Annotated in this window: 10 protein-coding genes; 6 read left to right on the forward strand and 4 right to left on the reverse strand. The window is 72.2% G+C overall.

The features are described 5' to 3' along the window. Nucleotides 1–78 precede the first annotated feature (78 nt). The gene (locus ACIBEJ_RS41805) at nt 79–3084 is read left to right on the forward strand and encodes an AAA family ATPase (protein WP_397188501.1); all 3006 of its coding nucleotides are present in this window, start codon (nt 79–81) and stop codon (nt 3082–3084) included. Here the strand turns inward: ACIBEJ_RS41805 and ACIBEJ_RS41810 are convergent. Both ACIBEJ_RS41810 and glgP read right to left on the reverse strand, forming a co-directional pair. Further along, nucleotides 3071–3946 (reverse strand): MurR/RpiR family transcriptional regulator, encoded by an 876-nt coding sequence (locus ACIBEJ_RS41810; protein WP_397188502.1) that lies wholly within the window; start codon nt 3944–3946, stop codon nt 3071–3073. The genes ACIBEJ_RS41805 and ACIBEJ_RS41810 overlap by 14 nt on opposite strands. A gap of 22 nt (nt 3947–3968) precedes the next feature. Next, nucleotides 3969–6539 carry an alpha-glucan family phosphorylase gene (gene glgP, locus ACIBEJ_RS41815; RefSeq protein WP_397188503.1) on the reverse strand — a complete coding sequence of 857 codons (2571 nt, stop codon included), beginning with the start codon at nt 6537–6539 and terminating at the stop codon, nt 3969–3971. Between the two features lie 249 nt (nt 6540–6788). Here glgP and ACIBEJ_RS41820 point away from each other — a divergent pair, with 249 nt between their 5' ends. The 3 genes from ACIBEJ_RS41820 to ACIBEJ_RS41830 are packed head-to-tail and all read left to right on the forward strand — an operon-like array spanning nt 6789 to nt 11983. After that, entirely contained in the window at nt 6789–8903 is a 2115-nt protein-coding gene (locus tag ACIBEJ_RS41820) for an alpha-1,4-glucan--maltose-1-phosphate maltosyltransferase (protein ID WP_397188504.1), read from the forward strand. A 35-nt stretch (nt 8904–8938) separates the two neighbouring features. After that, the gene (treS, locus tag ACIBEJ_RS41825) at nt 8939–10639 is read left to right on the forward strand and encodes a maltose alpha-D-glucosyltransferase (protein WP_397188505.1); all 1701 of its coding nucleotides are present in this window, start codon (nt 8939–8941) and stop codon (nt 10637–10639) included. Nucleotides 10640–10642: 3 nt separating this feature from the next. Next, nucleotides 10643–11983, forward strand: coding sequence for a phosphotransferase (locus ACIBEJ_RS41830; RefSeq protein ID WP_397188506.1), 1341 nt, complete (start codon nt 10643–10645; stop codon nt 11981–11983). Here the strand turns inward: ACIBEJ_RS41830 and ACIBEJ_RS41835 are convergent. Beyond that, entirely contained in the window at nt 11980–12840 is an 861-nt protein-coding gene (locus tag ACIBEJ_RS41835; protein WP_397188507.1) for an NAD(P)-dependent oxidoreductase, read from the reverse strand. The genes ACIBEJ_RS41830 and ACIBEJ_RS41835 overlap by 4 nt on opposite strands. Nucleotides 12841–12898: 58 nt before the next feature. Here ACIBEJ_RS41835 and ACIBEJ_RS41840 point away from each other — a divergent pair, with 58 nt between their 5' ends. Next, nucleotides 12899–16003 carry an AfsR/SARP family transcriptional regulator gene (locus ACIBEJ_RS41840; RefSeq protein ID WP_397188508.1) on the forward strand — a complete coding sequence of 1035 codons (3105 nt, stop codon included), beginning with the start codon at nt 12899–12901 and terminating at the stop codon, nt 16001–16003. 191 nt (nt 16004–16194) lie between these two features. Here ACIBEJ_RS41840 and ACIBEJ_RS41845 read toward each other — a convergent pair whose 3' ends face one another. Beyond that, the gene (locus ACIBEJ_RS41845) at nt 16195–17751 is read right to left on the reverse strand and encodes an MFS transporter (RefSeq protein WP_397188509.1); all 1557 of its coding nucleotides are present in this window, start codon (nt 17749–17751) and stop codon (nt 16195–16197) included. A 125-nt stretch (nt 17752–17876) separates the two neighbouring features. On the opposite strand from ACIBEJ_RS41845, the gene ACIBEJ_RS41850 reads away from it, so the two are divergent. Next, complete coding sequence (locus ACIBEJ_RS41850) at nt 17877–18530, forward strand: hypothetical protein (RefSeq protein WP_397188510.1); 654 nt, start codon at nt 17877–17879, stop codon at nt 18528–18530.

Consider the following 18530-nt stretch of genomic DNA (forward strand, 5'->3'; position numbering starts at 1 on the left):
GCAGGTCACGAACGTACGAGCGGCGGAATCACCGGCGAATCCGTACCGTTTACCGGTCTGGTGTACTTAGGAGGACGCGTGCTCTACGGCAGGACCACCGAGCAGTCCGGGCTCGCGGAACTGATCGCGCGGGCCCGCGACGGGCGCAGCGGCGCGCTGGTCGTGCGCGGCGAGCCCGGCATCGGCAAGACCGCGCTCCTCGACTGGGCCGAACGGCAGGCCGACGGCGTACGCGTGCTGCGCGTGACCGGCATCGAGCAGGAGGCCGACCTCGAACCCGCCGCCCTGGCCCGGCTGGTGTGGCCGCTGCGCGACCGGCTCGAACGGCTGCCCGATCCCCAGGCCGGGGTGCTGCGCGCGGTGCTGGGCGGGGCCGCGCCGGGCGAGCGGGCACCCGACCGGTTCCTGACCGGGCTGGCGACGCTCAGCCTGCTGGCCGACCTGGCCGAGGACGAGCCGCTGCTCTGCCTGGTCGACGACGCCCAGTGGCTCGACCAGGCCAGCGCCGAGGCGCTGCTGTTCGCGGCCAGACGGCTGGCCGCCGAGGGCGTGGCCCTGGTGTTCGCCACCCGCGAGGACGGCTTCGCCGCCGCCGGTCTGCCCGAGGTCCGGCCCTCCCGGCTCGACCCGGTCAGCGCGGCGGCGCTGCTCACCGAGCACGGCCTGGCCGCCGCCATGCGCGAGCACGTGATCGGCGAGTCCGCGGGCAACCCGCTGGCCCTGATCGAGTTCGCCGCCGCCCAGCGGGGCAGGCCGCCGGGATCGGTTCACCTGCACGTGGCCGACCGGGTGCTCGGCTCCTTCCGCGCCCAGATCGTCAACCTGCCCGAGCGTACGCGGCGGATGATGCTCATCGCCGCCGCCGAGGGCCGGGGCGACCTGCCGCTGCTGGTCAACGCCGGGAAGGTCCTGGACGTCGGCCTGGAGGACCTGGAGGCGGCCGAGCGGGCCGGGCTGGTACAGGTGATCGACGACACGCTCGCCTTCCGGCACCCGCTGATCGCCACCGCCGCCTACCAGGGCGCGCCGATGGCCCGCCGGGTCGAGGTCCACCGGGCGCTGGCCCAGGCCAGCCCCACGGCCGACTGCCGGGCCCACCACCTGTCGGCCGCCACCACCGCGCCGGACGAGGGCGTCGCCGGTGAGCTGGCCTCCGCCGCGGAGCGGGCCCGCGGGCGAGGCGCGTACTCGGCCGCCGCCCGCCTCTACCGCCAGGCCGCCCGCCTGTCCCCTGGCGACGACGACCAGATCACGCTCCTTGGGCGCGCCGCCGATGCCTCCCTCAGCGCCGGGCACCCCCTCCAGGCAGCGGAACTGTCCGAACAGGCCGAAACCCTGGCCATGACCACGCACGGGAGCGGCCCGACAGAACCGGCCAGGACTCCGGACGACGCCGGCGTGGCCGCACTCGCCGTGAACGGGACGGGGTTGGCGGAGCTGGCTCAGGTGCGCGCGGCGGCGCTGTTCGAGCTGGGTGAGCGGGAGCGGGCCGTACGTCTGCTGATGGAACGGGCGGGGCAGGCCGACACGGACCGCGCGGCCGAGATGCTGCGCGCGGGCGCGACCTACGCGTGGTTCTCGTGCGAGCCCGCCGCGGTGCGCACCGCCGCCGAGGGCCTGCGCGAGCTGGGCCGCCCCGACCCCATGGTGTACGGCCTGGCCCGGCTCATGGACGGCGACTACGCGGCCGGGCTGCCCAAGCTGGCCGAGTTCCTCGCCGAGCCGTCGGACAGGACCGCCGAGGCCATGTACACCAGCGTGATCGTCGGCGACGACGCCGCCACCCTGGCGCTGGCCGCCGCCGAGGTGGCCCGCTGCCGCGAGCGCGGGCTCGTGGGCGCGCTCCCCGAGGCCCTGCGGGTGCTCGCCCAGACCCAGGTACGCGCCGGGCTGCACCGGGAGGCCGAGATGGCCGTGGCGGAGGCGGCGGAGATCGTCAGGGACACCGGCCTGCCACAGGACCTCCCCTGGCTGAAGGCGGTCCCCGCCCGGATCGCCGCCATCGAGGGCGACGCCGACCGGTCCCGCGCCCTCGCCGCCCAGGCCCCCGCCGAGGAGGCGGCCGGAGCCGCCATCACCCTGAGCCTGCTGGACCTCGCCCTCGGCGACTACGAACCCGCCCTCTCCCGTCTGGAGGCCGCATGGCGCGGGCCGGGCGCGAACGGCCTCGACCTCGTCACCGCCGCCGCCGACCAGGTAGAGGCCGCGGTACGGCTCGGCCACCCCGACCGCGCCCTCACCCCGCTGCGCCGCTACACCGCCTGGGCCGAGGCCACCGGCCAACCCTGGGCCCTGGCAGTGGCCGCCAGAAGCCAAGCCCTCCTGACCGACGCCGGACCAACCCCCTCAACCCTGTCCACCCCCAGACCGACCGACCCAGGAATGACAGACCCCAGGACGACAGACTCCGGGATGACAGACCCCAGGATGACGGACCAGGGGACGACGGACCAGGGGACGACCACCCCTGGGCTGACCGACTCAGGGCTGACCGACTCAGGGCTGACCGACTCAGGGCTGACCGACTCCGGGCTGACCGACTCAGGGCTGACCGACTCCGGGCTGACCGACTCCGGCATGACCACCCCAGGGGTGACCGACTCCGGGATGACCGCCTTGAGGGTTGAGGAGTTGTTTCGGCGGGCCGTACGGCTGCATGGGGAAGGGCCGGGGCGGCCGTTCGAGCGGGCGCGGACCGAGCTGCTCTACGGCGAGTGGCTGCGCCGAGCCCGCAGGCGCAGCGACGCCCGAACCCCCCTCCGCTCAGCCTTGGAGATCTTCGAACGCCTCCGCGCCACCCCCTGGGCCGACCGCGCCCGCGCCGAACTGCGAGCCAGCGGCGACAACGTCCCCACGGCCGAGGCGACCGTGGCAGCCCCACGCGACCGCCTCACCGCCCAGGAACTCCAGGTGGTACGGCTCGCCAAGGAAGGCCACAGCAGCAGGGAGATAGCCGCCCAGTTGTTCCTGAGCAGACGCACGGTGGAGCACCACCTGTACAAGGCCTATCCGAAGCTGGGCGTCGGCAGCCGCCGCGAGCTGGCCCGCCTCGACCTGAACCCCGCCGAGGTCAGCGCTTCCTGACGAAGTCGGCGACCGCCTGCCGCGTGCTCTGCAGCGCCTCCTGCGAGGAGTCGAACGTGCGCTGGGCCACGCCCACGAACACGCAGTCCACCATGACGAGCTGGCTGATCCGGCTGGCCATCGCCGCAGGACGGAACTCGGTCTCGCGCCCGGCCGAGATCAGCACGTGCTCGGCCAGCTCCGCGATGGACGAGCGCGGGTTGTTGGTGATCGCGACCGTCGTGGCCCCGGCCTCGCCGGCCCGGCCCAGCGGCTCCAGCACGTCGGGCGTCTCCCCCGAGGTGCTGATGCCGATCGCCACGTCGCCCGCCTTGAGCAGCACGGCGCTGGTCAGCGCGAGGTGGGCGTCCTGGAAGGCGTGGCTGGACATGCCGATGCGCAGCAGCTTCTGCGCCATGTCCATGGCCACCAGGCCGGAGGCGCCGACCCCGTAGGCGTCCACGCGGCGGGCGCCGACGATCGCGTCGACGACCAGGCCCAGCCGTTCGGAGGTGAGCTGGGCCACGGTGTCGTTGATCGCCTCGGACTCGGCCCTGGCGACCTTGTGGATGACCTCCGACAGCGGATCGTCGGGTGCCAGGTCGCCGGGCACCAGCCGGTCCGGCTGGGCCGCCGCGGCGGCCAGGGCCAGGCGTAGCTGCGGATACCCGGCGAAGCCGAGCAGCCGGGCGGTCCGCACGATCGTGGCCTCGCTGGTGCCCGAGGCGGCCGACAGCTCGGTGATCGTGCTGCGCGCCACGGTCGCGGGATCCTCCAGGATCAGCCGGGCCACGGTCTGCGCGGCGGGCGTCAGGGACGGCAGCACACCGCGGACCGTGGCCACCAGGGTGTCGGCCCGCAGGCCGTCGCGACTGTCGTCCACAAAAACGATTATGGGGCCAATGTCAGCGCAGTGTGCCGTTCGTCATACCGGCGGGTTCCTCGGGTACGGCGATCAGCCCGAGCTCGGCCCGCGCCACCGCCAGCGGATGCGAGGGCACCACCCGGACCGTGTAGCCGAAGGCCCCGGTGTCGTCGAGCGGGATCGTGCCCGTGTAGTGGGCGCGGCCGTCGTCGCTGGTGTGCCCGTCGAGTGTGAGCTCCAGGTAGCCGGGGTGGATCAGCTCGTCGTGCGGGCCGACCCTGCCGTAGGCCGCCTCCACCATGACGTCGGAGGGGTCCAGGTCGCCCAGCGCGATCGTGGCCCGCAGCTCCAGGGCGGCGCCCACCTCCGGCGTGTCGCCGACGCCCGACGCCTCCACGTGCTCCACCCTGACGCCGGGCCAGGCCCTGGTCACCCGCAGCCGCCAGGCGGCGAACGACTTGGCGGGGGCGTAACCGTCGGCGGACAGGGCGCGGGCGGAGGCGGCGGCGGGCGCGTACAGGCCGACCACGTAGTCGCGCAGCATGCGGCCGGCCAGCACCTTCGGGCCCAGCGAGGCGAGGGTGTGCTTGACCATCTCCAGCCAGCGCCTGGGCAGGCCCTCGGGCGAGCGGTCGTAGAAGCGGTCGGCGACCTGGTGCTCGATCAGGTCGTACAGGCCGGCCGCCTCCAGATCGTCGCGGCGGTCGGGGTCGGTGACGCCGTCGGCCGTGGGGATGGCCCAGCCGTTGGTGCCGTCGTACCACTCGTCCCACCAGCCGTCGCGGATCGACAGGTTGAGCCCGCCGTTGAGCGCCGACTTCATGCCCGAGGTGCCGCTGGCCTCCAGCGGGCGCAGCGGGTTGTTCAGCCAGACGTCGCAGCCCTGGACGAGCAACTGGCCGAGCGCCATGTCGTAGTCGGGCAGGAAGACGATGCGGTGGCGCACGTCCTCGGCGTCGGCGAAGGTCACGATCTGCTGGATGAGCTTCTTGCCGCCCTCGTCGGCCGGGTGGGCCTTGCCCGCGATCAGGATCTGGACGGGCTTGTCCGGGTCGAGCAGCAGCGACTTGAGCCGCTCGGCGTCGGAGAGCATGAGTGTCAGCCGCTTGTAGGACGGCACGCGGCGGGCGAAGCCGATCGTCAGCACGTCGGGGTCGAGCGCCTCGTCGATCCAGCCGAGTTCGGCGTCGGAGGAGCCGCGGGCCCGCCAGGAGGCGCGCAGCCGTTCGCGGGCGCCCTCGACCAGGCGGCGGCGCAGGATGCCGCGGATGGACCAGATGTCGGCGTCGGAGATCTTCTGTACGCCCTCCCAGCCCTGCGCGCGCTCGATCAGGGTCGGCAGCTCGCGGCCGGCCAGCTCCATGAGCTCGCGGCCCACCCAGGTCGGCGCGTGGACGCCGTTGGTGATCGAGCCGATCGGGATCTCGTCGAGGTCGAAGCCCGGCCAGAGGGTGTGGAACATCTCCCTGCTGACCTCGCCGTGCAGCTCGGAGACGCCGTTGACGCGCTGGGCCAGGCGCATGCCCATGATCGCCATGTTGAAGCGGTCGGGCTCGGCCTCCTCGCCGAGCGCCAGGATGCGGTCGACCGGGACGGTGGGCCAGGAGTTGTCGCCGCCGAACTGCCGCTCGATCATCTCGACGGGGAAGCGGTCGATGCCCGCAGGGACGGGGGTGTGGGTGGTGAAGACGGTTCCGGCGCGCACCGCCTCCAGAGCCTCGTCGAAGCTCAGCCTGGCCTCGGTCAGCTCGCGGATGCGCTCCAGGCCGAGGAAGCCGGCGTGGCCCTCGTTGGTGTGGAAGACCTCGGGCTCGGGGTGGCCGGTGCTCTCGCAGTAGGCGCGGATGGCCCGTACGCCGCCGATGCCGAGCAGGAGCTCCTGCATGAGCCGGTGGTCGGTGCCGCCGCCGTAGAGGCGGTCGGTGACGTCGCGGGCGGCGGTGTCGTTCTCGGCCACGTCGGAGTCGAGCAGCAGCAGCGGCACCCGGCCCACCTGGGCCGCCCAGACCTGAGCGTGCAGGGTACGCCCGCCGGGCAGGCCGACACGGACGCGGACGTCCTTGAGCAGGGTCAGCGGCAGGCCGCCCGGGTCGAGGGAGGGGTAGTGCTCCAGTTGCCAGCCCTCGGGGGACAGCGACTGGGTGAAGTAGCCGTGGCGGTAGAGCAGGCCGACGGCCAGGATGGGCACGCCCAGGTCGCTGGCGGCCTTCAGGTGGTCGCCGGCCAGGATGCCGAGGCCGCCGGAGTACTGGGGCAGGGCGGCGGCTATGCCGTACTCGGGAGAGAAGTAGGCGACGGCGCGCGGCGCGTCGGCGAGAGTCTGGTACCACCGGGGCGCGGTCATGTACTCGCGCAGATCGTCGGCGGCGTCGGCCAGACGGCGCAGGAAGCGGCGGTCGGCGGCCAGCTCGCGGAGTCTGGCGGGGTCGACGGCGCCCAGCAGGGCGACGGGATCGTGCCCGACCTGACGCCACAGTTGCGGGTCGACCTCGGCGAACAGGTCCGTCGTCTCCGGGTGCCATGACCAGCGGAGATTGTGGACGAGCTCGCCGAGTGCGGCCAGCTCCGCGGGCAGGACGGTGCGGACGGTGAACCTGCGGATAGCTCTCACGTTGGGAACCCTAGGGCGTCGAAGGGGCGGGCACGAGGTGATCTGGACGTCTGGGTCCTTCACCATGCGCATACGCGTCAAACCCCCTACCGACCAGAAGCATGAAGCGGGACTATTGGGGCAACTCCCCCATATGGCCGTCCCGGGGACACACTCGGGTGGCTTCCGCCGCCTCCCGCATCGAGATGCAAGGATCGTTCCTGCCACGTATCAGCCTCAACGCGGATCCGAGTCATGAGAACGGAAGCGATGATCGGACGAATTCCCATCACGGACATCCAGCCTGTCGTCGGATGCGGGCAGTGGCCCGCGAAGTCGGTCGCTGGTGAGACCTTCGAGATCTCCGCCACGGTGTTCCGGGAGGGACACGACGCCGTGGCCGCCGGGGTCGTGCTCACCTCGCCCGGCGGCGAACGCGGGCGACTGAAACCCATGGCGGAACAGGGCAAGGGGACCGATCGCTGGGCGGTGCCGGTCACCCTGGCCGACGAGGGCGACTGGCAGTTCCGCGTGGAGGCGTGGAGCGACCCGATCGCCACGTGGCTGCACGACGCGGGGATCAAGATCCCGCGCGGGATGGACAGCGACCTGATGTGCGAGGAGGGCGCGCGCCTGTTCGAGCGCGCCGCCCGCGCCGTACGGCCGGCCGACTGCCCCCACCCACTGCGCCCCGCCCGGGCGGCCGACGACACGCCGAAGCCACCCCGAACGCAAAACGGGAACGGAACCGGAAACGGGGGCAACGGCGACAGCGCCTGCGGGCACCGGGCGGCGCTGCTGTCGATCTCGGCCACCCTGCGCGACGAGGACCTCGACCCCCGGGCCCGGCTGTCGATCGCCCAGTTGCCCGAGACCGCCGCCCTCCTGGCCGCGCATCCGCTGCGCGACCTGGTGACGCGTTCCAAGCAGCAGCGGATCAGGGTGGACCGCCGCCGCGCCCTGTACGGCTCGTGGTACGAGTTCTTCCCCAGGTCCGAGGGCGCGATCGTGGACGGCGCGGGCATCAGCAAGTCGGGAGACTTCCAGACCGCCGCCAAACGCCTGCCCGCGGTCGCCCGCATGGGCTTCGACGTCGTCTACCTGCCCCCGATCCACCCGATCGGCCACACCTTCCGCAAGGGCCGCAACAACACGCTCACGCCCGAGTCCGACGACCCCGGCTCCCCCTGGGCGATCGGCTCGGAGGACGGCGGCCACGACGCGATCCACCCCGACCTCGGCACCATCGAGGACTTCGACGGATTCGTCAGCCGGACCCGCGAGCTGGGCATGGAGGTGGCGCTCGACTTCGCGCTGCAGTGCGCGCCCGACCACCCGTGGGTCAAGGAGCACCCGGAGTGGTTCACGATCCGGGCCGACGGCACGATCGCCTACGCCGAGAACCCGCCCAAGAAGTACCAGGACATCTACCCGCTCAACTTCGACAAGGACCCGGAGGGCATCTACGCCGAGGTCAGGCGGGTTCTGCGGCACTGGATGGACCACGGGGTGCGGATCTTCCGGGTGGACAACCCGCACACCAAGCCGGTGGCGTTCTGGGAGCGGCTGCTGGCCGACATCCACACGACCGACCCCGACGTGATCTTCCTGGCCGAGGCGTTCACGCGGCCCGCCATGCTGCAGACGCTGGCGAAGATCGGGTATCACCAGTCCTACACCTACTTCACCTGGAAGAACTCCAAGCAGGACGTGGAGAGCTACCTGGCGGAGCTGGCCGCGGAGACCTCGCACTTCCTGCGGCCGAACCTGTTCGTGAACACGCCGGACATCCTGCACGAGTACCTGCAGCAGGGGGGCGTGCCCGCGTTCAAGATCCGCGCGGTCCTCGCCGCGCTGTGCTCGCCGACGTGGGGGGTCTACTCGGGGTACGAGCTCGCGGAGAACGTCCCGGTACGGCCCGGCAGCGAGGAATACCTCGATAGTGAGAAATATCAGTACAGACCACGCGATTGGGTGGCAGCAGAGCGTGAAGGCCGCAGTCTGGCCCCCTTCATCACCCATCTGAATTTGTTCCGAAGAGCTCACCCGGCACTTCAGGAATTGCGTAATCTACAGTTCCACAGGGTTGACCACCCGGACATGGTCTGCTTCTCCAAGCGACTCCCCGGCGCCTACGACACGGCCACACGACGGCACGGCATGGGCGACGTCGTTCTGGCGGTCATCAACCTGGATCCGCACAACACCCATGAGGCGACGGTCGATCTCGACCTGCCCGCCCTCGGACTCGACTGGAACGCCGAGTTCGTCGTGGACGACGAGCTGTCGGGCGAGTCGTACCGATGGCGGCAGCAGAACTACGTGCGCCTCGACCCCCATATCCACCCGGCGCACGTCTTCACCGTGCGAGCGGCTCACAGGTAACGAAGCCTTTCGGGGAGTCCAACTTGTCAGACACCGTGAACTCCGCTGCAATCCCCAACACCTTCGACGAGGAGAAGCCGCGCGACCCCCACTGGTACAAGCGCGCGGTCTTCTACGAGGTGCTCATCCGGGGTTTCGCCGACTCCAACGGAGACGGGACCGGTGACATCAAGGGCCTCATCCAGCGACTGGACTACCTCCAGTGGCTGGGTGTGGACTGTCTGTGGCTGCTGCCGTTGTACGAGTCGCCACTGCGCGACGGCGGCTACGACATCGCCGACTTCATGAAGATCCTCCCCGAGTTCGGGGACCTGGGAGACTTCGTGAAGCTGGTCGACGAGGCCCACAAGCGCGGCATGCGCGTCATCGCCGACCTGGTGATGAACCACACCAGCGACGCCCACCCCTGGTTCCAGGCCTCCCGGCACGACCCCGAGGGCCCGTTCGGCGACTTCTACGTCTGGAACGACTCCGATGAGAAGTACCAGGACGCCCGGATCATCTTCATCGACACCGAGACGTCCAACTGGACCTACGACCCCGTACGCGGGCAGTACTACTGGCACCGCTTCTTCCACCACCAGCCGGACCTCAACTACGAGAACCCGGCGGTGCAGGAGGCGATGCTGGAGGTGCTGAGGTTCTGGCTCGACCTCGGCATCGACGGGTTCCGCATGGACGCCATCCCCTACCTGTTCGAGGAGGACGGCACCAACTGCGAGAACCTGCCCAGGACCCACGCCTACCTCAAGCGGGTGCGGGCCGAGGTGGACCGCCTCTACCCCGACCGCGTCCTGCTGGCCGAGGCCAACCAGTGGCCCTCCGACGTGGTGGAGTACTTCGGCGACCCGGTGGGCGGCGGCGACGAGTGCCACATGGCCTTCCACTTCCCGCTGATGCCGCGCATCTTCATGGCGGTACGACGGGAGTCGCGCTACCCGATCTCCGAGATCCTGGCCCAGACGCCGAAGATCCCGGAGAACTGCCAGTGGGGCATCTTCCTCCGCAACCACGACGAGCTGACGCTCGAGATGGTCACGGACGAGGAGCGCGACTACATGTACTCCGAGTACGCCAAGGACCCGCGCATGCGCGCCAACGTCGGCATCCGGCGGCGCCTGGCACCGCTGCTGGAGAACGATCGCAACCAGATCGAGCTGTTCACGGCGTTGCTGCTGTCCTTGCCCGGCTCGCCCGTGTTGTACTACGGCGACGAGATCGGCATGGGGGACAACATCTGGCTCGGCGACCGCGACGGCGTGCGCACCCCGATGCAGTGGGACCCCGACCGCAACGCGGGCTTCTCCGACTGCGACCCGGGGCGGCTCTACCTGCCGGTCATCATGGACCCGATCTACGGCTACCAGGCCATCAACGTCGAGGCCCAGCAGAAGAACGGCGGCTCGCTGCTGCACTGGACCAAGCGCATGATCGAGATCCGCAAGCGCCACCCGGTCTTCGGGCTGGGCGAGTTCATCGAGCTGAACTCCTCCAACCCGAGCGTGCTGGCCTTCGTCCGCGAGCTGGGCGACGACCGCATGTTGTGCGTCAACAACCTCTCGCGCTTCCCTCAGCCGGTCGAGCTTGACCTGCGCAGATTCACCGGCGTCTCACCGGTCGAGACCATGGGCGGGGTACCTTTCCCACCGATTGGCGAACTTCCGTATCTTTTGACGCTTCCTGGGCATGGTTTCTACTGGTTCACTCTCCCACCGGCCAGAGCCCAGGAGGAGTAAGACGTGCTGGAGCAGCTCCTTGCCGCATGGCTACCACAGCAGCGCTGGTTCGGCGGCAAGGGGCGCCCGATCGACTCCGTGTCGGTCGACTCGGACGTCGAGCTGGAGCCGGGACTCCAGCACGTGATCTTCGCGGTCTGGCAGGACGGCTCGCGCGAGCGCTACCAGCTCCTGCTCGGCATCCGGGACGAGCTCCCAGAACGCCTCTCGCACGCCCTGATCGGCGTCATCGACGGCGCCTACCACTACGACGCCGCCCACGACTCCGACCGCACCGGCTGGCTGCTCGACGGCATGGCGCGCGACGCCACCACCGGCGGCCTGCGCCTGCGCCACGTCCCCGGCGCCGCCGTCGACACCTCCTTGCGCAGCATCGTGCTGGGTGCCGAACAGTCCAACACCTCTCTGGTGTACGGCGACGCGTACATCTGCAAGCTTTTCCGGCGGCTCATCCCCGGGGTGAACCCGGAACTGGAGATCGTCCAGGCCCTGGCGGCCAGGAACGCGCCGCACATCGCGCAGCCGTACGGGTGGATCGAGGGTGAGCTCGACGGGACCGCGACCACGCTCGCGATCATGCAGGAGTTCCTCTCCACCGCCAACGACGGCTGGGACCTGGCCCTCGCCAGCGTCCGCGACCTGTACGCGATGCCCGAGCCGGTCGCGGAGTCGGGCGAGCGCGTACGGGCCGGAGAGGCGGGCGGGAACTTCGCCGCCGAGGCCGAGCGGCTGGGGGCGGCCACCGCCAGGATCCACGGGGAGCTGGCCGCCGCCTTCCCGACCTCGACCGTCGAGCCGCACGAGATCAAGCGCATGGCTGAAGACTTCCGCCGCCGCCTGGGCAGGGCCGTGGCCGAGGTTCCGGTGCTGCGCGAGCACTCGGCGCCGATCGAGGCCGCCTTTCAGGACCTGGACGAGGTGGCCGTCGAGGTGCCCATCCAGCGGGTGCACGGCGACTACCACCTCGGCCAGGTCATGCGGACCACCACCGAGTGGATCATCCTGGACTTCGAGGGCGAGCCCGGCCAGCCGCTCGGCGAGCGCACGGCGCTGTCCTCGCCGCTGCGCGACGTGGCCGGGATGCTGCGCTCCTTCGACTACGCCGCCCGCCACCTGCTGGCCGGGCACCCGGAGGCCGAACGCCTGGAGCCCCGGGCAGCCGACTGGTCGGCGCGCAACCGGGAGGCGTTCCTGACCGGGTACAGGAACGGCGGCGGCCTGCTGGACGCGGCCCAGGAGCCGCTGCTGCGCGCCTTCGAGCTGGGCAAGGCCGTCTACGAGGTGGTCTACGAGGCCCGCAACCGCCCCTCCTGGATCTCCATCCCGCTGGCCGCGTTCGGCTAGCGTCCCGGGTGGAGCTCCTCGACCAGGCTCTGGAGCCCGTGGTCGGGGTGCCCGTCGGCGACGCGCTTGTCCACGAGGTGCTTCAGCGGGGCCAGCAGGTTGCCCTCGATGCCCTGCTCGCGCATGGCCAGCGAGATGCTCTCCAGCCCGACCTTGTTCACACCGAGGTTCGCCACGTCGGTGCCCCACTGACCGGCGTCGACCTCCTCCGCCCAGCGGTGCGCCAGTTCGCTCATCGCGCCCAGCCACGGCACCAGCAGCGTCGAGGCGAAGTCGCCCACCGGCAGCCCGGCCGAGCGCACCAGCGCGAACCCCTGCATGATCCCGGCGATCTGTCCGTACATGCCGGTCAGCATGGCCATGTCCAGCAGCGGCGCGAGCCCCGGGTCGGTGTCCACGAACCGGGCCTCGGCCAGGTCGCCCAGCGGCCCGGCGTGGCGCTCGAACACCTCCCTGGAGCCGCTGTAGAGGATCAGCGCGCCGGGCGCGCCGATCATCTGGGGCACCGCCATCACGCCGCCGTCGAGGTAGTCCGCGCCGCGCCTGCGTGCCCATTCCGCGGTACGGCGGGCCTCCTCCGGCCGCCCGCTGGTCAGGTTGACCAGCGTCACGCCCGCCAGCTCCATCTGCCCGAGCAGCCCGTGGACGGTGTCGTAGTCGAGCACGCACACGATCACCAGCGCTCCGGGCCGCACCGCCCCGGCGAGGCTCGCGGCCCGTCTGGCACCCATCGCGACCAGGGGTTCCGCTTTCTTGTCGGTGCGGTTCCATACGGTGACCTCATGCCCGGCCTTGATCAGGGTCTCGGCGAGCGCGGTGCCCATGAGGCCCAGGCCGACGATCGAAATCTCTGTCATGGCTCCAGCGTGCTGGCGTGGGGTTATGGTCGGCTTCTGGGCGAGTTATGGGGGGATTATGCGGTTCGGGGTGCTGGGGCCCCTTGAGGTGTACGCGGCCTCCGGGGAGCCGCTCACCGTGCGGGAGGCGAAGGTCCGGCTGCTGCTGGCGGGGTTGCTGGTGCACCGGGGGCGGCCGGTCTCGGCCGACAGGCTGGTCGAGGAGCTGTGGGGCGACCGGCCCCCGCGTGACGCCCTCGCGGCGCTGCGGGTGAAGGTCTCCCAGTTGCGCGGGACACTGGCCGACCGCGACGCGATCAAGTTCCGCGCCGCCGGATACGTCCTGGACGTCCCGGCCGAGGCGGTCGACGCCGAGCGCTTCCAGGCGCTGCTGGCCGCCCCCGCCGCCGACGCCAGGGAGCGCGCCGACGCGCTGGTCCAGGCGCTCGGCCTCTGGCGCGGCCCCGCCTTCGCCGGGCAGTCCGACCACGACGTGGTGCGCCCGGCGGCGGCCAAGCTGGAGGAGCAGCGCCTGTCCGCCCTTGAGGAGCTGGCCGAGGTGCGCCTGTCCCTGGGCGAGCCGGTCGAGGTCGCCGACCTGGTGTCCGAGCACCCGCTGCGCGAGCGCCTGCGGGCGGTGCACATGCGCGCCCTCTACCGCCAGGGCCGCCAGAGCGAGGCGCTTGCCGCCTATTCCGACCTGCGCGAACGCCTGGCGGAGGACCTGGGCCTCGACCCCTCGCCCGAGCTGGCCGACCTCCACGCCAGGATCCTGCGCCAGGACCCCGCCCTCCAGGCGCCCGCGCGCGCCCAGAGCAACCTGCCCGCGCCGCTCACCGACCTGATCGGCCGCGACGACGCGGTGGCGGAGGTACGCACGCTGCTGGCCGACAACCGGCTGGTCACGCTCACCGGCCCCGGCGGCGTCGGCAAGACCCGGCTGGCGCTGGCCGCGGCCGCCGCCTCGGCCGGGTCGTTCCCCGACGGCACCTGGCTGGTCGAGCTGGCCCCGCTGCGCCCGCGACGCGACGACCCCTGCGTGGCGGCGATCGTGGGCGAGGTGCTCGGGCTGCCCGACCACGGGGAGAAGCCCGCGGGCGACCGGGTCGCGGCCGCCCTGTCCGGCAAGCGCGCCCTGCTCGTCCTGGACAACTGCGAGCACGTGGTCGAGCAGGTCGCGCCGCTGACGCGCGCGCTGCTGCAGGCAGCGCCCGAGCTGCGGGTGCTGGCCACCAGCCAGGAGACGCTGCGGGTCAGCGGCGAGAGCGCCTGGAGCGTGCCGCCGCTCGGGCCCCGGGCCGCGATCGAGCTGTTCAGCGTGCGCGCGGGCGGCGGGCTGGCCGGCGACGCGGCCGTGGCCGAGATCTGCGCCCGCCTCGACGGGATCCCGCTGGCCGTCGAGCTGGCCGCGGCACGGGCGCGCGCGCTCACGCCGCGGCAGCTCGCCGACCGGCTGGACGACCGGTTCCGGCTGCTCAACACCGGCATGCGGGACGCGCCCGCGCGGCAGCGGACGCTCCGGGCGATGATCGACTGGAGCTGGGAGCTGCTGAGCGAGCCGGAGCGGCTGGTGCTGCGGCGGCTGGCCGTACACGCCGACGGGTGCACGCTGGAGGCGGCGGAGCAGGTGTGCGCGGAGCCAGGACACGACGTGCTCGACCTGCTGGCCAGGCTGGTCGACCGCTCGCTCGTGGTGGGCGGGGCGCGCTTCCGGCTGCTGGAGTCCGTCGCCGCCTACGCCGCCGAGCGGCTGGCGGAGGCGGGCGAGTCCGATCGGGTACGGCTGCGCCACCTCGACCACCACGTGGCGCTGGCCGAGCGGGCCGAGCCGTACCTGCGGGGGCGTGACCAGCAGCGCTGGCTCGACACGCTCGACGCGGAGGCCGCCAACCTGCGCGCGGCGCTCGACACCGCTTCCGCGATGGGGCTGGCCGACCAGGCGCACCGGCTGGTGCGGGCGCTGGCCTGGTACTGGGTGCTGCGCGGCAGGCTGGGCGAGGCGCGCAGGTCGCTGGAGACGGCGCTGTCGCTGGCCGAGGAGCCGCAGACGCGCATGTGGTGGGCGGGGGTGGCGATGCTGGCGGGCGATCCGGTCAGCGTCGACATCGCCGAGCTGGGCAAGATCGACGACCCTGAACGGCGGGCCTTCCTGGGGTGGTTCCTGGGGATGGCGCTGTTCGGGTTCGAGAACCCGGTGTGCAGCGACTCGCTGATCGGGCCGGCGCTGGAGACGTTCCTGGAGATCGGCGACACGTGGGGCGAGGCCGCGGCGCTCAGCGTGCGGGCCAAGCGGGCGATGCTCCGCGGCGACCTGGACGACCTGCGGGCCGACGCCGAGCGGAGCCTGGAGCTGTTCCAGCGCGCCGGGGACCGGTGGGGGCAGACGCGGGCCACCGAGGTGCTCAGCTCGCTGGCCGAGATCGTCGGCGACTACCCCCGGGCCGCCGAGCTGCGGCGCGAGGGGCTGCGGGTGGCCGAGGAGCTCGGGCTGGGCAGCGACGTCACCTCGATCATCTCCAGGCTCGGACGGCTCGCGCTGCTGGAGGGCGACTACGCGCTGGCCGACGACTACCACGAGCGGGCCAGGCGGCGGGCGGCCGAGCAGGCCAACCGGCCGGCGGAGGAGGACGCGGAGATCGGGCTGGCGATGTCGGCCAGGCGGCAGGGGCGGCTGGACGACGCCGAGCGCCACCTGCGGCGCTGGCTCGGCTGGGTGCGCGAGGTGGCGGGCGAGCCAGGGGCGGCGCTGATCCTGGCCGAGCTCGGCTTCATCGCCGAACTCCGCGGGCACGCGGCGGCCGGCCAGGGCGGGGCGGGATTCGGCGGGGAGCCTCCCGCCGCGGTGCTGGTCCACGCGGACGTCGCGGTCGCCTCGCATCTGGACGGGCTGGCGGCGGCCAGGGCCGTGGGCGATCCGCGGGCCATCGCGCTGTCCCTGGAGGGGGTGGCCGGGGCCAGAACCCTGCAGGGACGCCACGAGGAGGCGGCGGTGCTGCTGGGCCAGGCGACCGCGCTGCGCGAGGGGTCCGGGGCGCCGCTGCCGCCGGGCGAGCGGGGCGACGTGGACCGGATCGCCGCCCATGCGCTGGCTGGGCTGGGCGAGCAGCCGTACATGTCGGCCCGCGCCCGCGGCGCCGCCCTCCCCCTGCCCGAAGCCCTCAACCTGGCCTACCGCACCACCTGACCCCGATCTCGTGAACGAGCTCGGGGTCCTGGACGGTCCCCGGCCTGTGGGTGGATCCCCGGCTCGTGGACGGGCTCGGGCTCCTGCGCGAGCCCCCCGCCTGTGGGCGGGGTCGGGCTTGTGGGCGGGTCCCCGCCTGTGGGCGGGTCCCCGGCTTGCGGGCGGGTCCTGGGCTTGTGGGTGGGATTGGGCTAGTGGACGGGGTCCGGGTTGTGGGCTGGTTCGGGGGTGGGGATGGGGTCCGGGGTCTGGGCGGCGGTTGGGGGGACCGTGCGCAGGCCGACGGCCGAGAGGACGGCGGCGGCCACGAGGACCACGGCTCCGGCCGCGGCGGCCACGTTGAGGCCGGTGGTGAACGCCTCGCGGGCGGCGCTCGCCAGCGCGGCCCCCGCCTCGCCGCGCAGGTCCTGGGCCGCCGACAGCGCTCCGCCCAGCGTGTCCAGGGAGCCCTGGGGTGAGACGCCGCCGGGCAGCTCCAGGCTGGCCCGGTAGACGGCCGCGGCGATGCTGCCGAAGATCGCCAGCCCCAGCGCGCCACCGAACTCCTGGCCCGTCTCCGACAGCGCAGCCGCGGAGCCGGAGCGCTCGGGCGGCGCCGCGCCCACGACCAGGTCCGTGCCCACGACCAGCAGCGGCGAGGCGCCCAGGAAGAACAGCACCTGGCCGCCGACCAGGAGCGCCACGCCGCCGCCCGCGTCCACCTGGGTCAGCAGGGCGACGCCCACGGCGCCGACGACCAGCCCGGCGCCGGCCACGTACCCGGGACGGATCTTCTTGGTCAGCGCCGGCGCCACCAGGAAGCCGACGATCACCGCGACGCTGGGGGGCAGCGCCCAGAGTCCGGCCTGCAGCGGGGACAGGCCGCCGACGAGCTGCAGGTACTGCCCGGCCAGCAGGCCCAGCGGCGGCCCGATCAGGATGACGAGCATCAGCGTCCCGAGCGCGGCGCTGAACCTGCGCTCGGCGAACAGCTTCATGTCCAGGAGCGGATCGGCGAGCCTGCGCTGCCTGCGGATGAAGACCGCAGCCAGGGCCAGGCCCGCCAGCAGCGCGGCGATGGCCGGCCAGGCGGGGCCGTACGTGGCGATCTCCTTGACGCCGTAGATGGCCAGCAGCGCGGCGGCGACGGAGAGCACCACGCTGGCGGCGTCCACGGGGCCGCTGCTCGGCGCGCGGTACTCGGGCAGCAGCAGCGGCCCCGCCACCAGCAGGATCACCATGACCGGCACGCCCAGCAGGAACGCCGAGCCCCACCAGAAGTTCTCCAGCAACGCCCCGCCCACGACCGGCCCGAACACCATGCCCGCGGTGAAACCGGTCATCCACAGGCTGATGGCCGTGGTGCGCTGGGCGGGATCGTGGAACATGTTCCTGATCAGCGACAACGTCGAGGGCATCAAGGTGGCTCCGGCGACGCCCAGCAGGGCGCGCGCGGCGATGAGCAACTCGGCGCTGGGCGCGTAGGCGGCCAGCACGGAGGCGGCGGCGAAGGCGGCCCCACCGATCAGCAGCAACTTGCGGCGGCCGATCCGGTCGCCGATGTTCCCCATCGTGATCAGGAATCCGGCGATGAGGAAGCCGTAGATGTCGTTGATCCACAGGAGCTGGGCGGCGCTTGGCCGCAGGTCCTCGGTCAACGCGGGCACGGCGAGGTGCAGGACGGAGACGTCAATGGAGATCAGCAGTGTCGGCAGGATCAGGACCGCCAGACCGGTCCACTCGCGACGACCAGCACGTTTCATGTTCATGCCAAGGAACGATAAAAGCTCAACTCGACTTGAGGTCAATCCGATATCGGCGATTGCGGGCCGCGACAACCTGCCCAACCACTACTCTTCGTAGGCATTGACTAACGAAGGGTAAAGGAGGCGGCATGCGGCGCGTTGTCGTGGTGGCGGCCGCGGCCACCGGTGTCTCACTGCTGGCGGGCGCGGCCGTACTGGTGGACGGGCGGAACGCCCCGGAAGCCGCGCGGAGCGCGCGGACGGAGCCCTCGCCCGGCGATCCGCTGACCCCCGGCGAGATCGGCCGCGCGGGCGCGATCGCGACCAGGCCCTCGCAGGAGCACATGAAGGCCGGCCGCGTCGAGCTGCTCTACGTCGAGCGCGACGACGACAAGGCCGAGGACGACCGGCGCGCGGAGGCCTACCTCTACGACTACGCCGACGACTCGCTCATCGTGCGCACGATCGACCTCGGCGACAACAAGATCGTCGAGGAGACGCGGGGCAAGGGCGTGCAGCCGCCGCCCTCGCGCCAGGAGGAGACGCGCGCCGCCGAACTGGTGCTCGCCCACCCCAAGCTCGGCCAGGGCGTACGGCGCGCCTACGCCAAGGCCGCCGGCCGCGAACTGCGCTCCGCCGCCGACCTCGGGCTGCGCGGGCTCATCTACTCCCAGCCGGGCGGGCCGTGCGCCACCCACCGGTGCGTGCGGCTGTTCGTCCGGCTGCCCGACGGCAAGCACCTCGACACCAGCCGCATCGTCATCGACCTGTCCGCCAAGAAGATTCACACCCTGGAGTGGTGA

Origin of the sequence: Nonomuraea sp. NPDC050790, assembly GCF_044456745.1 — a bacterium.
Lineage (GTDB): Bacteria > Actinomycetota > Actinomycetes > Streptosporangiales > Streptosporangiaceae > Nonomuraea.